15 protein-coding genes are annotated in these 14,064 nt (G+C 46.0%); 6 read left to right on the top strand and 9 right to left on the bottom strand.

From position 1 onward, the window contains the following. The 5 genes from rfbC to BW716_RS03955 form a co-directional block, all read right to left on the bottom strand. Positions 1-570, bottom strand: coding sequence for a dTDP-4-dehydrorhamnose 3,5-epimerase (rfbC, locus tag BW716_RS03975; RefSeq protein WP_083721188.1), 570 nt, complete (start codon positions 568-570; stop codon positions 1-3). A gap of 6 nt (positions 571-576) precedes the next feature. Further along, the gene (gene rfbB / locus BW716_RS03970) at positions 577-1,632 is read right to left on the bottom strand and encodes a dTDP-glucose 4,6-dehydratase (protein ID WP_083721186.1); all 1,056 of its coding nucleotides are present in this window, start codon (positions 1,630-1,632) and stop codon (positions 577-579) included. Between the two features lie 101 nt (positions 1,633-1,733). Beyond that, positions 1,734-2,678: a UDP-glucuronic acid decarboxylase family protein gene (locus BW716_RS03965; RefSeq protein ID WP_083721184.1), complete on the bottom strand. Its 945-nt coding sequence runs from the start codon at positions 2,676-2,678 to the stop codon at positions 1,734-1,736. 18 nt (positions 2,679-2,696) lie between these two features. Then, complete coding sequence (locus BW716_RS03960; RefSeq protein WP_083721181.1) at positions 2,697-4,010, bottom strand: UDP-glucose/GDP-mannose dehydrogenase family protein; 1,314 nt, start codon at positions 4,008-4,010, stop codon at positions 2,697-2,699. Continuing rightward, positions 4,007-5,146: a DegT/DnrJ/EryC1/StrS aminotransferase family protein gene (locus BW716_RS03955; protein ID WP_083721178.1), complete on the bottom strand. Its 1,140-nt coding sequence runs from the start codon at positions 5,144-5,146 to the stop codon at positions 4,007-4,009. Before BW716_RS03955 ends, BW716_RS03960 begins: the two co-directional genes overlap by 4 nt. Before the next feature lie 108 nt (positions 5,147-5,254). Here BW716_RS03955 and BW716_RS03950 point away from each other — a divergent pair, with 108 nt between their 5' ends. Beyond that, positions 5,255-6,502: a 3-deoxy-D-manno-octulosonic acid transferase gene (locus tag BW716_RS03950; protein WP_083721175.1), complete on the top strand. Its 1,248-nt coding sequence runs from the start codon at positions 5,255-5,257 to the stop codon at positions 6,500-6,502. Here BW716_RS03950 and BW716_RS03945 read toward each other — a convergent pair. Continuing rightward, a complete protein-coding gene (locus BW716_RS03945) occupies positions 6,472-7,545 on the bottom strand; it encodes a hypothetical protein (protein WP_083721173.1) in 1,074 nt (357 codons plus the stop codon). The two genes, BW716_RS03950 and BW716_RS03945, sit on opposite strands and share 31 nt — an antisense overlap. 129 nt (positions 7,546-7,674) lie before the next feature. Here BW716_RS03945 and BW716_RS03940 point away from each other — a divergent pair, with 129 nt between their 5' ends. After that, positions 7,675-8,241, top strand: coding sequence for a thymidine kinase (locus tag BW716_RS03940; protein WP_083721171.1), 567 nt, complete (start codon positions 7,675-7,677; stop codon positions 8,239-8,241). Between the two features lie 3 nt (positions 8,242-8,244). On the opposite strand, the gene BW716_RS03935 is transcribed toward BW716_RS03940, so the two are convergent. Together BW716_RS03935 and accC are read right to left on the bottom strand one after the other, a co-directional pair. Beyond that, on the bottom strand, positions 8,245-8,751 hold the full coding sequence (locus BW716_RS03935; RefSeq protein ID WP_083721169.1) for a GtrA family protein: 507 nt from the start codon (positions 8,749-8,751) through the stop codon (positions 8,245-8,247). A gap of 117 nt (positions 8,752-8,868) precedes the next feature. Then, positions 8,869-10,344 (bottom strand): acetyl-CoA carboxylase biotin carboxylase subunit, encoded by a 1,476-nt coding sequence (gene accC / locus BW716_RS03930; RefSeq protein WP_083721270.1) that lies wholly within the window; start codon positions 10,342-10,344, stop codon positions 8,869-8,871. Between the two features lie 31 nt (positions 10,345-10,375). Here accC and BW716_RS03925 point away from each other — a divergent pair, with 31 nt between their 5' ends. The 4 genes from BW716_RS03925 to BW716_RS03910 are packed head-to-tail and all read left to right on the top strand — an operon-like array spanning position 10,376 to position 13,464. Beyond that, on the top strand, positions 10,376-11,041 hold the full coding sequence (locus tag BW716_RS03925; protein ID WP_083721167.1) for a heme exporter protein CcmB: 666 nt from the start codon (positions 10,376-10,378) through the stop codon (positions 11,039-11,041). 42 nt (positions 11,042-11,083) lie between these two features. After that, on the top strand, positions 11,084-11,746 hold the full coding sequence (ccsA, locus tag BW716_RS03920) for a cytochrome c biogenesis protein CcsA (RefSeq protein ID WP_083721166.1): 663 nt from the start codon (positions 11,084-11,086) through the stop codon (positions 11,744-11,746). Continuing rightward, positions 11,743-12,000, top strand: a complete 258-nt coding sequence (locus BW716_RS03915; RefSeq protein WP_204545984.1) for a CcmD family protein — start codon at positions 11,743-11,745, stop codon at positions 11,998-12,000. The genes ccsA and BW716_RS03915 overlap by 4 nt, the downstream gene beginning before the upstream one ends. A gap of 45 nt (positions 12,001-12,045) precedes the next feature. Further along, positions 12,046-13,464: a Glu/Leu/Phe/Val dehydrogenase gene (locus tag BW716_RS03910; RefSeq protein ID WP_083721164.1), complete on the top strand. Its 1,419-nt coding sequence runs from the start codon at positions 12,046-12,048 to the stop codon at positions 13,462-13,464. Positions 13,465-13,570: 106 nt separating this feature from the next. Here the strand turns inward: BW716_RS03910 and BW716_RS03905 are convergent, their stop codons facing one another. After that, complete coding sequence (locus BW716_RS03905) at positions 13,571-14,014, bottom strand: type I restriction enzyme HsdR N-terminal domain-containing protein (RefSeq protein WP_083721162.1); 444 nt, start codon at positions 14,012-14,014, stop codon at positions 13,571-13,573. Positions 14,015-14,064 lie beyond the last annotated feature (50 nt).

The raw sequence follows: 14,064 nt of genomic DNA, 5'->3' as shown, positions 1-14,064 counted from the left end.
TTATTCAGTGGGTTTGTTATATACAAAATTGTGTGTGCAGTTTGCCAGTGTTGGCAGGATCTGGTCCTTATCAGATACAATCGCATCTTTCAGGTCAATCTGCCAGTCGATCTTCAGGGCAGGATCATTGTAAATGAGGCCGCCTTCACTTGCTTTGTGGTAGAAGTTGTCAACTTTATACATCACCTCTGCAGTAGGGCTCAGTACTACATAGCCATGGGCAAAGCCTTTAGGCACGAGCAGTTGCAGCTTATTTTCGGCAGAGAGTTCTATAGAATAAGACTGACCATAGGTAGGAGAGCCGGTACGGATGTCAACCACCACGTCCAGGATCTTACCTTCCAGTGCCCTGATCAATTTGGTCTGAGCGTATGGTTCCAGCTGATAATGCAATCCACGCAATACCCCGTAGGTAGAACGGGCCTGGTTGTCCTGAATAAAGTTCAGGTCAAGGCCGGCATCTTTAAATACGCGTTCAGAATAGCTTTCAAAAAAATAACCGCGATTATCATGATGCACCTTTGGCTCATACACTAACAAATCGGGAATCGGTGTCGTTGTAAATGGCATGTAGTATTATCTTTTCTGGTATTGGTCACTGTAATATTCCTGGTAAGCACCGCTGGTTACGTGGTCCAGCCATTCTTCGTTGGCGAGATACCATTCTACGGTCTTTTCCAGTCCTTCTTCGAACTGCAGGGAAGGATACCAGCCCAGTTCTTTGTTCAGTTTAGTCGCATCGATCGCATAGCGAAGGTCATGGCCGGCGCGGTCTTTCACGAAAGTGATCAGTCCTGCGGAAGTGCCAGGTGCACGTCCTAGTTTCTTGTCCATGATCATGCAGAGCAGGTTAATGAGGTCGATGTTTTTCCACTCATTAAAACCACCGATATTGTATGTTTCCCCGATCCTGCCTTTATGGTAGATGGTGTCGATAGCGCGGGCGTGGTCTTCAACGAAGAGCCAGTCGCGAACGTTTTCACCTTTACCATATACAGGTACGGGCTTATTATGCTTGATGTTGTGAATAGCCAGCGGAATCAGCTTCTCAGGGAAATGGTTGGAGCCATAGTTGTTAGAGCAGTTGGAGATCACTACGGGCAGGTGGTATGTATGGTACCATGCCATTACGAAGTGGTCAGAGCTGGCTTTGGAGGCAGAGTAAGGAGAGCGGGGATCGTAAGAAGTTTCTTCTGTGAAGAAACCTTCCTGGCCCAGGCTACCGTATACTTCATCAGTTGAGATGTGATAGAAGCGTTTGCCTTCGAGATTATCTTTCCAGTATTTTCTGGCGGTATTCAGCAGGGTAGCAGTACCCATTACATTGGTCTTGATAAATGCCAGCGGGTCCATGATAGATCTGTCTACATGGCTCTCTGCGGCAAGATGTATTACACCATCAAATGTATATTCCTGGAACAGCTCATCGATAAAAGCTTCGTCAGTAATATCGCCTTTTACAAAAGTGTAGTTGGGCTTATCCTTGATATCATTCAGATTTTCCAGGTTACCGGCGTAGGTCAGCGCGTCAAGATTGACGATCTTATATTGTGGATAATTATTGACAAATAATCTCACCACGTGAGATCCAATAAATCCAGCACCTCCGGTTATTAAGATGGTATGGTTCATATATAATAAAATTACGGGTTACAAAATACGAATAACGATTGTAAAACTATCTCATTAGTATACAACCAGACATTCGTAGTCTGTAACCCGTGTTGAGTTATTTATTTGTTAAGAGCTTCTTTGAAGTATTCGTATGTGATGCGCAGACCGTCTTTTCTATCCACTTTAGGAGACCAGCCCAGTATCTCTTGTGCCTTTGTAATGTCTGGTTTACGTTGCTTCGGATCATCTTTTGGCAATGGCTGGTACACCAGTTTTTGCTTGGTACCGGTCAGTGCTATGATTTCTTCCGCAAATTCTTTCAGTGTAATCTCTGCAGGATTTCCGATGTTTACCGGTAAGTGGTAATCGCTCAGCAGCAGGCGGTAAATGCCTTCTACCAGGTCGTCTACATAGCAGAAAGACCGGGTCTGAGAGCCATCTCCGAATACAGTCAGATCCTGTCCTGTCAATGCCTGGCTCATGAATGCAGGCAGTGCACGGCCGTCATTGAGGCGCATTCTTGGACCATAAGTATTGAAGATGCGGATGATGCGTGTTTCTACACCGTGGAAATTGTGATAAGCCATGGTAATCGATTCCATGAAGCGTTTCGCCTCATCATACACTCCACGTGGACCTATTGGATTCACATTGCCCCAGTATTCTTCTGTCTGTGGATGTACCAACGGGTCTCCATATACTTCTGAAGTGGAAGCTACCAGGATCCTGGCTTTCTTCTCCTTGGCAAGACCCAGCAGGTTGTGGGTACCGAGGGAGCTTACTTTCAGTGTCTGGATCGGCATTTTCAGATAGTCAATCGGGCTCGCAGGAGAGGCAAAATGTAGGATATAATCCAGTTTGCCGGATACGTGCACGAATTTGCTGACATCATGATGGTAGTATTCAAATTCCGGTAACGGGAACAGGTGTTCGATGTTCTTGATATTGCCGGTGATAAGGTTATCCATTCCAACTACCTGGTAACCTTCTTTTATGAAACGATCACAGAGGTGTGAGCCCAGGAAACCTGCAGCACCAGTGATCAGAATTCTTTTTTTCTCCATAAATATTTTGGTTGAATGTTAAATAGAAGCAGCTGCGCGGCCTACGCTCTCATAATGAAAGCCTAGTTCCTGCATCCTTGCCACGTCAAACAGGTTACGACCGTCGAATATGAGTGGGTTATTCAGTGTTGACTTGATTTTCTCGAAGTCAGGCGTTCTGAATACGCTCCATTCGGTTGCTATCACCAATGCATCTGCATTGTCCAGGCAATCGTACTGGTGACTGGCGTAAGATACTTTGTCTCCCAGCAGTCTTTTTACATTCTCCATGGCTTCAGGGTCGTGTACTGTAATAGTAGCACCTGCGGCCACCAGTGCATCTATGATATATAAAGCCGGTGCTTCGCGAATATCGTCGGTATTTGGCTTGAAGGCCAGTCCCCACAGTGCAAAGTGTTTACCTTTCAGGTCGTTATTAAAGAAGGCATTGATCTTTGGCAGCAGGAACAGCTTTTGCTTTTCATTCACGTCCATTACTGCGTTCAGGATACTGAAGTCATATCCTGCATCTTCAGAAGATTTTACCAGTGCCTGTACGTCCTTAGGGAAGCAGCTACCACCGTAACCAATACCTGGGAACAGGAAGCGCTTACCGATACGGTCATCGCTACCTACACCACGGCGTACCATGTCTACATCGGCACCCAGTTTTTCGCACAGGATGGCGATTTCGTTCATGAAAGAGATTTTGGTAGCGAGGAAAGAGTTAGCAGCATACTTAGTCAGTTCTGCAGATTTTTCATCCATGAACAGGATGGGATTACCCTGGCGAACGAATGGTCCGAACAGTTCGCCCATTACTTTGCGGGCTCTTTCTGAACGGGTACCTATTACCACGCGGTCAGGTTTCATGAAGTCATCCACAGCTACACCTTCGCGCAGGAACTCAGGGTTGGACACCACATCGAATTCACATTTGCAGTTTTGGGCAATAGTAGCCTGTACTTTGTCGGCAGTGCCTACTGGTACAGTGCTTTTGTCTACAATAACCTTGTAGTCTGTAATGATGTTACCCAGTTGTTCGGCCACTTTCAGGATGTAAGAGAGGTCTGCGGAGCCATCTTCACCGGGAGGGGTAGGGAGTGCAAGAAAGATCACTTCAGCGTCTTTCACACCGGCTGCAAGGTCAGTAGTGAACTGCAGACGATTTTCTTTGAGGTTACGTTCAAATAATTTTTCCAGGCCGGGCTCGTAAATAGTGATTTGTCCGCCGGACAACTTGTTCACCTTAGCGGCATCAATGTCTACACAGGTGACATCGTTACCGGTTTCAGCAAAACAAGTACCAGTGACCAACCCTACGTACCCGGTGCCTACTACTGTAATTTTCATTTGGAGGTTTGATTTAAAAATGAAAGAACGGAGTGAATAATGTGATTCAATTGGTCTGCATCCATTTCGGTGTGGATCGGTAAGGAGATCACTTTGGACGTCAGAGAGTCTGTAATAGGCAGGTTAAAATCAGCGCCGCCAAAATTGGCAAACATCTTTTGCTTGTGAGCAGGTACAGGATAATAAATCATAGCAGGAACTTGCTGCTCAGCTAAATATTGTTGAAGTGCAAGACGGTCTGCACCTTCGAGTTGTAATGTATACTGGTGATATACGTGATAGCTGTTTGCCGCACGGTAAGGTACCGTAATCTTTGGATGGTTGGCAAATGCTGCATCGTAGGCGTCAGCTACTGCACGACGGGCCTTGATATACTCATCCAGCAGCGGGAGCTTGATGTTCAATACCACCGCCTGTAGTGTATCCAGGCGGGAATTGATACCCACTACATCATGATAGTAACGTTGAGACTGTCCGTGGTTGGCGATCATTTTGATCTTTGCAGCCAGGGCATCGTCGTTAGTGAACAGGGCTCCGCCATCACCATAGCAACCCAGGTTCTTGGAAGGGAAGAAGGAAGTACAGCCTATCTGACCGATAGCTCCGGTTTTCTTCACAGTTCCATCGGAGAAGGTATAAGTACCACCGATCGCCTGAGCGTTATCTTCGATAACAGGAATATTGTACTTGCGTGAAATTTCCATAATTGGCTCCATGTCAGCACTATGGCCATACAGGTGCACGGGAACGATTGCTTTGGTTTTTGGTGTGATGGCCTTTTCAACTGCCACCGGGTCAAGACAGAATGTCTTTGGATCTACATCAACGAAAACGGGTTTAAGCTGCAGGAGAGCTATTACTTCGGCTGTAGCAATAAAGGTAAAGGATGGTGTAATGACTTCATCACCAGGTTGCAGATCCAGCGCCATAATGGCGATCTGTAATGCATCGGTACCGTTGGCACAGGGAATTACGTGCTTCACTCCCAGATAGTCTTGCAGAGCCGACGTAAATTTCTGTACTGGCGCACCATTAATATAAGCTGCACTTTCTAAAACTTCCGCCATAGCAGCATCTACCTGCGGTTTTATCTTGTTGTATTGGCGTTTGAGATCCACCATTTGAATCGGAACCATGTCTGGGATAGATATTTTGTTTAAAGTGAGGCAAATTTACAAATTTTGACATAGGAAGGGCAGTATCTTTGCTCCTGTTAAAAAATTCAGTACAAGTACGTCATCAGGATGCTGGGAAATGCCATATATAATATAGGAATAAGATCATACCGGGCCGGGGTTGGGCTGGCTGCAATTATCGGCAATGCCAAAGCGAAACTGTGGATTGAAGGCCGCCGTCACTGGCGGGAACGGATGAAGGAACAGCTGAAAGGATCCGGCCCCCTCATTTGGGTGCATGCCGCCTCGCTGGGTGAATTTGAGCAGGGGAGACCCGTGCTGGAGGCGATCCGGGCCCAATACCCCCATTGCCGTATCCTGCTCACCTTTTATTCCCCATCCGGGTACGAGGTGCGTAAGAATTACCAGGGAGCTGATTACGTATACTACCTCCCGTTGGATACTCCGGGCAATGCCACAGATTTCCTGGACATCGTACATCCGACACTGGTGATCTTTATTAAATATGAGTTCTGGTATCATTTCCTGACAGCCTTGTCCCAAAGGCAGCTACCAGTATTGCTTATTTCCGGTATTTTCAGACCTAACCAGTTATTTTTCAAGCCTTATGGTGGTATTTTCAGACAATTGCTCCGGCAGTTTGACTGGATTTTTGTACAAAACCAGGATTCGCTGGACCTGATCCGGCAGCTGGGTATTGAAAGAGCAAGCCTGGCTGGGGATACCCGTTTTGACAGGGTATCGGCGCTGTTGGAGGAGCCTGCCTCTTTGCCCGCTATCGAAACCTTTATCAGTGGCCGTAAGGCTGTGATAGCAGGTAGTACCTGGGAAGCCGATGAACAGGCACTGGCTGAATGGTGGAAAACAAATGCGAAACCCGATCGCTGTTTGATACTGGCGCCGCATGAGATTCATGAAGCGCATATTAAACAGGTGCAGTCATTGTTCCCCGGCGCTGTCCGTTATTCACAGGGCGGTCAGGGCGAGGTGCTGATCATTGATAATATTGGTCTGTTGTCCCTGTTATATCGTTATGCCCGCGTTACCTTTATCGGTGGGGGATTTGGAAAAGATGGCATTCACAATATCCTGGAGCCGGCTACTTACAGCAAGCCGGTAGTATTCGGGCCAGTATTCCATAAATACCCGGAAGCAGCTGCATTATTGGCAGCAGGTGGTGGTGCGACCATTGCTAATGTCAGTGCATTAACTACAGAAATGGAATCCTTACTGGAAGACGATACCCGCTGTATGCAAATAGGTAATGCCGCCGGCCGTTTTGTGGCCGAAAATAAGGGTGCAACCGGAAAAATTCTGGCTTATATTCAGGAGAAACGTTTTTTCACCAAAGCATAGAACTGGCGAACGACACGGTTATCATCTACCCAACCCTGCCTGATTTTCAACTCTCTTTCTATCCAGTATTCCGCATCCGGCAATGAGTGCATCTCATTGATTGTCTTGACGGAGCGCTCATAAGAGTCTACATCACCACGGAACAGTTCCTGGATGAACTGGAATTTGTCGTTGATACCGATAGCCTGGCGCAGGTCTTTGATAGGCATATCGTTGAAGCGATCACCGATCTCTGACTGACTTTGACGCAGGCGGTCGTTTAGGGAAGGAATATTTTGTGCTACTTTTTGGTTCAGTTCTTTTAACTCGGAGTGAATACCGTTGGTTTCAGGCTTTTCCGTTTTTTCAGGTTTTTCAACCTTTTCGACTTTTTCTGGTCTGGAAGCACTGACAACGGGCTGGCTATGGTCACCGAAAAGGGTGATGAACACAGGTTGTTTTTCTTCTTCTTTGGGAGCAGGAGTAGGAGCGGGTGCAGGTATTGGTTCTGGAGCTGGTGTCGGTGGCTGGTAAGCGACCGGTGGTTCAGGAACTGGTACTGGTTTTGGCTCCGGCGCAGGTGTTTGATAAGCTTTCAGGGCATCCTGTTCAGGTACTGGCGACTGATACGCTTTCAATGCTTCTAATGTAGGAGCCGGTGACTGGTACGCCCTCAGTGGTTCTGGCGCAGGCTCTGGCGTTTTCTCCGCAATAGGTTGATTTACAACCGGTGCCGGTTCAATCATTCCTACTGGCTCTGGAGCTGGCGGTTCAGGTCGTTTATATTCAACAACTGGTATTGACTCAGATGGCGTAAATTGCGGGGCGGTTATGTTATCATTGGAATCAACTGTAACTTCCGGGTCAGCCATAGTCGCTCCCGGCATAATTACAGCAATATTACTCTGTCTGCGTTGTAATTCTCTTTCCCGTTCTCTTTCAAGACTACGGGCATGAAGAATCTCCGCCTGCAATAATTGCACGTAATATGATATAGACTGCAGGGTCGCGCCAGTCGTCTTTAATTCCTGTAACTTGTCAATTAATGCACTTATTTTTTCCATAATCGCAAAAAAAAATAATTTAATGCAAAATGCGTTCCATGCGTTAATTGTTAACGTAGTCTGGGAGAATTTATTTTATTTGCATGAAGTTATACCATTTTAATTAACTGTAAATCAAAATAGTATATTATGTTTATTGAACCTTCTCTTGCAGGAGGGCGAAGGGGTTGGATAGAAGTGATCTGTGGCTCAATGTTTTCTGGAAAAACGGAGGAGTTGATCAGGAGATTAAAAAGGGCCCGCATTGCCAATTTAAAAGTCGAAATATTTAAACCGGTCATAGATACCCGCTACGACGTACAACATATTGTTTCTCACGATGAAAGCAGAATAAAAAGCACCCCTCTTGAGAACTCCCAGCAGATCCTGTTGCTTGCGCAAGACGTAGATGTCGTGGGCATAGACGAAGCCCAGTTCTTTGATGGTGAATTGATGGAAGTGTGCGACCAACTGGCATTACGTGGAATTCGTGTAATTGTGGCAGGTCTGGACATGGATTACATGGGTAAGCCATTTGGGCAGATGCCATTTTTGCTGGCGAAGGCAGATTACATTACCAAGCTGCACGCCATCTGCGTGAAGTGTGGCAACATCGCCAATTATTCTTACCGTAAATCAGCCGATAAGCATACCGTATTGTTAGGAGAAACAGACCTGTACGAACCCCGTTGCAGGCACTGTTATTACGAAGAGTAGTCTTTATTTTTGCTCCGCTACTTTTACCTTGAATGTGAACCTCTTCTGTGCCAGGTAACTGAATATTACAACAAAGCAGGTAGTCAGTATTTTGGAAGGAGTAGGGTATAAGTGCAGGTGGTCTACAAACAATTTCATGAATCCATAGTTCAGCAGCAGGCAGGTGCCTACCATCATAAAGTAGCGGACCAGTTGTACCCGGCCTCTCAGGTTAGATTCAGAGAATACGATGTATTTGCTCAACAGGAAACCTGTGGGAAAAGTGACAGCAAGCGCCATAAATAAAGCTGCGATATGCGCCTGTATAGTGATAAATGGTAAGACTACGTCAGCAGGGGGAATGAGGTCGTTACCTCCTCCAAGGATGTAATGGTAGCTGATATAATATAAACATATGTCCAACACCGTATTACCTCCACCACATGCCAGGTAGCGGAAGGTCTGAAAGGGCATCACTTTGGCAAATGGGCGGTAGAAAAACGAAATAACTAATAAAATAAACCGTCTCATAATAGAAATATACAATAACAAAACTAGTACGTTTTACCGTTATTGAATCGCGCTTTAGAATTATCTTAACAATTTGATGGTTTTTAAGGGGATGGATGAGACGGAATAAATGAACGTTTAGCGGCGGGTTTTCCATCTGCCTTCCGCCTGGTTTACAGGTTGCTGTTGTGCTTTTCGCAGTTCCTCCTGCCAAACCTGTACAGCCAGAAGTGCGGCCGCCCGGGCTGCATCCGGCGACGGAGTTTCCAAAGATTGTGGCGTGAAGTATTTCCCAATAAAATTAGTATCGAATTGTCCGTTGATGAATGCAGGTTGTTGCAGTGCCCAGCTGCCAAACGGTAAAGTGGTCTGGATCCCTTTTACCTGGTACTCAGCAATCGCACGGATCAATCTTTCCCTTGCTTCCTCTCTGTTAGCGCCCCAGGCAATGAGTTTGGCAATCATAGGGTCATAATATATAGGTATATCCATGCCTGCTTCATACCCGTCATCTACCCTGATCCCATATCCCTGAGGGCGTACATAAGTTTCAAGTGTACCTGTATCCGGCAGGAAATTGCTGGCAGGGTCTTCTGCACATATCCTTAACTCGATGGCATGGCCATTTATTGTCAGGTCTTCCTGTGAAAAAGATAATTTTTCCCCTCTGGCTATCCTGATCTGCTCTTTTACCAGGTCCTGTCCAGTGATCAGTTCTGTCACCGGGTGTTCCACCTGCAGGCGGGTGTTCATTTCCAGGAAATAAAATTGTAACTGTTCATCTACGAGGAACTCTACTGTGCCGGCCCCATAATAGTTACAGGCTTTGGCTACATCAAGCGCGCACTTGCCCATGGCGGAACGGATATCCGGCGTCAGGCAGGAGGAGGGCGCTTCTTCGATCAGTTTCTGGTGACGGCGTTGTATAGAACACTCACGTTCAAAGAGATATACGTAATTACCATGCTGGTCACCCAGTATTTGTATTTCAATGTGGCGGGGAGCACCTACATATTTTTCAATGAAAACGGCATCGTCGCCAAAGGCGCTCATGGCTTCACTTTTGGCCAGCCGGATCTGTTCTTCCAGCTCTGAGGCTGCGTTTACTACCCGCATACCTTTACCTCCACCACCGGCAGAGGCTTTGATCAGAATAGGGAAGCCAGTTTTTTTCACGACCTCCTGGGCCTCCTCAAGGCTGCGTAGGGGCGTTTCGGTACCGGGTACCATTGGTACGCCGAATTTTTGAGCGGCTTGTTTGGCGGCCAGTTTGCTACCCATCATTTCGATGGCGTAGGCGCTGGGGCCAATGAAAGTAATACCAGCGGCAATCACCGCTGCAGCAAAACGGGCATTTTCGCTTAGAAATCCATAACCCGGATGGATGGCATCCGCTCCGGCTTGTTTGGCTGCTGCCAGGATCTTTTCGATTTGCAGGTAGGATTGGCTGGATGGGGCAGGGCCTATACAGATAGCTTCATCAGCATATTGTACAAAGGGCATGGTACGGTCAGCTTCAGAATACACCGCTACAGTAGCAATGCCCATTTCCCGTGCAGATCGCATAATACGTAGTGCGATTTCGCCGCGATTGGCTACCAGTATTTTTTTCATAAAAGCGAATATAAGGTATCTTTGCCCCCTCATGAAATCGACCGCATTCCAACAAACAATTACCCTGGTAAAAAAAGACATATTACTGGAATTACGTCAGAAATATGCGCTTTATGGGGTTCTGCTCTATATCATTTCTACCGTATTTGTCATTAACCTGATGATAGGCAAGCCGGAAGAAAAGACCTGGAATGCACTTTTCTGGGTGGTACAGTTATTTGTTTCTGTCAATGCGATTGCCAAGAGCTTTTTGCAGGAAAACCGGGGGCGGCTGTTGTATTTTTACTCACTGGTACATCCCCGTAACTTCATCATTGCTAAGCTGATATATAATATTCTGCTCATGGCGCTCATGAGTATAATTACCCTGGTATGCTGCATTCTCTTTATGGGCAATCCTATTATTAATATATCCTATTTCCTGGGTGTTATTATGCTGGGGGGCCTCAGCCTTTCCCTGCTTTTTACCATGCTGGCGGCCATTGCAGCTCAGGCCAATCAGAATGCAGCACTCATGGCAATCATGGGATTCCCGATTATGCTTCCCTTGTTAACTATGCTGTCGAACATCGCCCGTTCCTCATTTATCACTGTCTATCAGCCCGGTCTGCCTAAGATGTTCCTGATGTTGGGTGCCATGGATATACTCATCGTAGGCTTGTCCCTGATTCTATTCCCTTTTTTATGGAAGGATTAGAATTTTGTTGTAGGTTTGCCACTCATTTAGTCGTTAAAAACAATGGCAAAGCACTGGTGGAAAGCTTTAGCGGTAATACTTCTCATCTACACTATAATTGCAGGGTTTACAATTAATATACCCCTTATAGGTACGAATCAGCAATCATCCCGGGGACTATTTTTCCACGTACCGATGTGGATGTGTATGTATACCATGTTTAGCATTTCGGTAGCAAATTCCCTGCTCTATCTCACAAAATACGATTTGAAGAAAGATGCCCTGGCTGGCGCAGCCGGTAGTGTAGGCGTATTCTTTGGCATACTGGGTTTTTGTACCGGTACGCTGTGGGCAACGTATACCTGGGGCGGAACAATCACGAATGACGCCAAACAACAGCTTACCGCTGTTGCTCTGCTCATATATATGGCTTACCTGGTACTGCGCATGTCTATTCCGGACATCGATAAGCGTGCACGTATCTCTGCCGTGTTTAACATTTTCGCATTTGCTTTGTTGATTCCCTTAACATATATCATCCCACGCATGGTGGAATCTCTTCACCCAGGTGCCGCCGGCTCTCCTACGTTTGCCTCAAAAGATACTGATGGCAGTATGAAGACGGTGCTCTATCCCGCATTCATTGGCTGGGTACTGCTGAGTGTCTGGATCTATACCCTCGTGGTGCGCTACAAAAAATTAGAGTTAAAAAATATTTTTAAATGATTAACAAAGCGATTTCTTTCTGTTGTACCTGTTTGTTGTTATTAGTATCCCTGCTGACCTTTGGACAAGAGCCGGCATCACAACAACAGAATACGGAGACTGGACCGGTAAATGAATTTTTTCGTAGCAATGGCAAGATATATGTGGTAGTAGGAGTCCTGCTGATCATCTTTATTGGAATTGTGATTTTTTTAGTTCGCCTGGATAGGAAGATCAGTAAGCTGGAGCGTAGGGAACGTGCTGATACCCTCTAAGACTTTATTAAGTCCAACTACATATTTATACCAAAACAGTTTTTTATGGCGCAAGAACAGCACATAAGCTTTTTTCAGAACGTTGAAAAAAGCTTTGACAAAGCCGCAGGTTTCACGAAATGGGAGAAGGGCATTCTCGAGCAGATTAAAGCTTGTAATGCCGTTTACCGTATGAAATTCCCCGTACGCGTAGGTGATACGATTGAAGTGATCGAAGCCTATCGTGTACAGCACTCACACCACAAACTTCCTTGTAAAGGTGGTATCCGCTTCAGTGAAGAAGTGAACCAGGATGAGGTAATGGCCCTTGCCTCCCTGATGACTTACAAATGTGCCATTGTAAACGTACCCTTCGGTGGTGCAAAAGGTGGTATCAAAATCAATCCCCGCAATTATTCCCCATTCCAGCTGGAAAACATTACCCGTCGTTACACTGCTGAACTGGTAAAGAAAAACTTTATCGGCCCTGGTATCGATGTACCTGCTCCTGATTATGGCACCGGTGAAAGGGAAATGAGCTGGATCCTGGATACTTATATGAGTCTTCGTCCGGGAGAAATAGATGGTTATGGCTGCGTAACGGGTAAACCCGTATCACAGGGCGGTGTAAGAGGTCGTAAAGAAGCTACGGGTCTGGGTGTATTCTATGGTTTGCAGGAACTATGTAATATCAGGGAAGATATGAAAAAGGTCGGTCTGGAGCCAGGTCTCATTGGCAAAAGGGTGATCGTACAGGGTATGGGTAACGTAGGTTACCATGCCGCTAAATACTTCCATGAAGCAGGCTCTGTCATCGTAGGTCTGATCGAATATGATGGTGCGATCTACAATGAGAAAGGCCTGGATCCTGACAAGGTATTGAAACACAGGAACGAAACTGGTTCAATCATCAACTTCCCGGGGGCACAAACTCTGGCGAAAAATACAGACGGACTGGAACTGGATTGTGATATCCTGATCCCAGCCGCACTGGAAAATGTGATACACAAAGGCAATGCTGCTAATATTAAAGCCCGTATTATCGGTGAAGCTGCAAATGGTCCTATTACACCAGAAGCAGATGATATCCTGAATAAGAAAGGCGTGATTGTAGTGCCGGATATGTTCCTGAATGCAGGTGGGGTGACCGTATCTTACTTTGAGTGGCTCAAGAACCTTAGCCATGTACGTTATGGTCGTCTGGGCAAACGTTTTGATGAGAATATGAATATTCACATTCTTGGCGTGATTGAAGAAATGACAGGTAAGAGCGTGTCAGAAAGAGAAAGAAAATTCATTGCACACGGTGCGGACGAAGTGGATCTGGTATATTCCGGTCTGGAAGAAACTATGCATGCTGCTTTGCACGAAGTGCGTGAGATCATGGTGAACCATCCTGATGTACACGATATGCGTACTGCCGCTTATATCTGTGCAATTGATAAAGTAGGCGCAGCTTACGAACAACTGGGTATTTTCCCTTGATTGGAATACAGCATATTTACACAAGGACGTATCAGCAATGGTACGTCCTTTTTTCTGAAAATGTTTTTCATCCCCCGTTGGTGAATTCCCTCTTTCATGAATGTTTTTATTGGTGCGAGGGTAGCATTTCAATGAAATCCCAGCCGCCGGCCTGCACATTATGTTCGCAGCACCAGGTATTGATGCCGTTGGTGATCACCAGATAGGCAGCGGGCAATACCATATGATAGCGAACGATCTGCTCTAAAGTAGTCTGGCTGAGGGGAATCCCCATCTCCTTGCACTCCACGATCATCCAGGGCTGGTGATTTTTGTTGAAAACTACGATGTCATAGCGCTTTTTCATCTCTCCCAGGTAGATCTCTTTTTCAATGCCTATCAGGGATGCCGGGTATTTAAGGGTAGCGACGAGATAATTCAGAAAGTTTTGACGTACCCATTCTTCAGGGGTGAGGACAACGTATTTTTTCCGGAAACGGTCGAAGATCAGGTCTTTAGCGTTTTCAGTGATGATTTTGAAGTCAGGAGGGGGAAATTCGATGGTAATCATCGGGCAAAGGTAGTCTTCTCAGGAATTTTTTGTAAATTTGCATGTCAAAA

Source organism: [Flexibacter] sp. ATCC 35208 (assembly GCF_001975825.1).
Lineage (GTDB): Bacteria > Bacteroidota > Bacteroidia > Chitinophagales > Chitinophagaceae > Chitinophaga.
The sequence above is the reverse complement of the archived record's forward strand: the minus strand, read 5'-3'. Positions and strand labels throughout refer to the sequence as shown.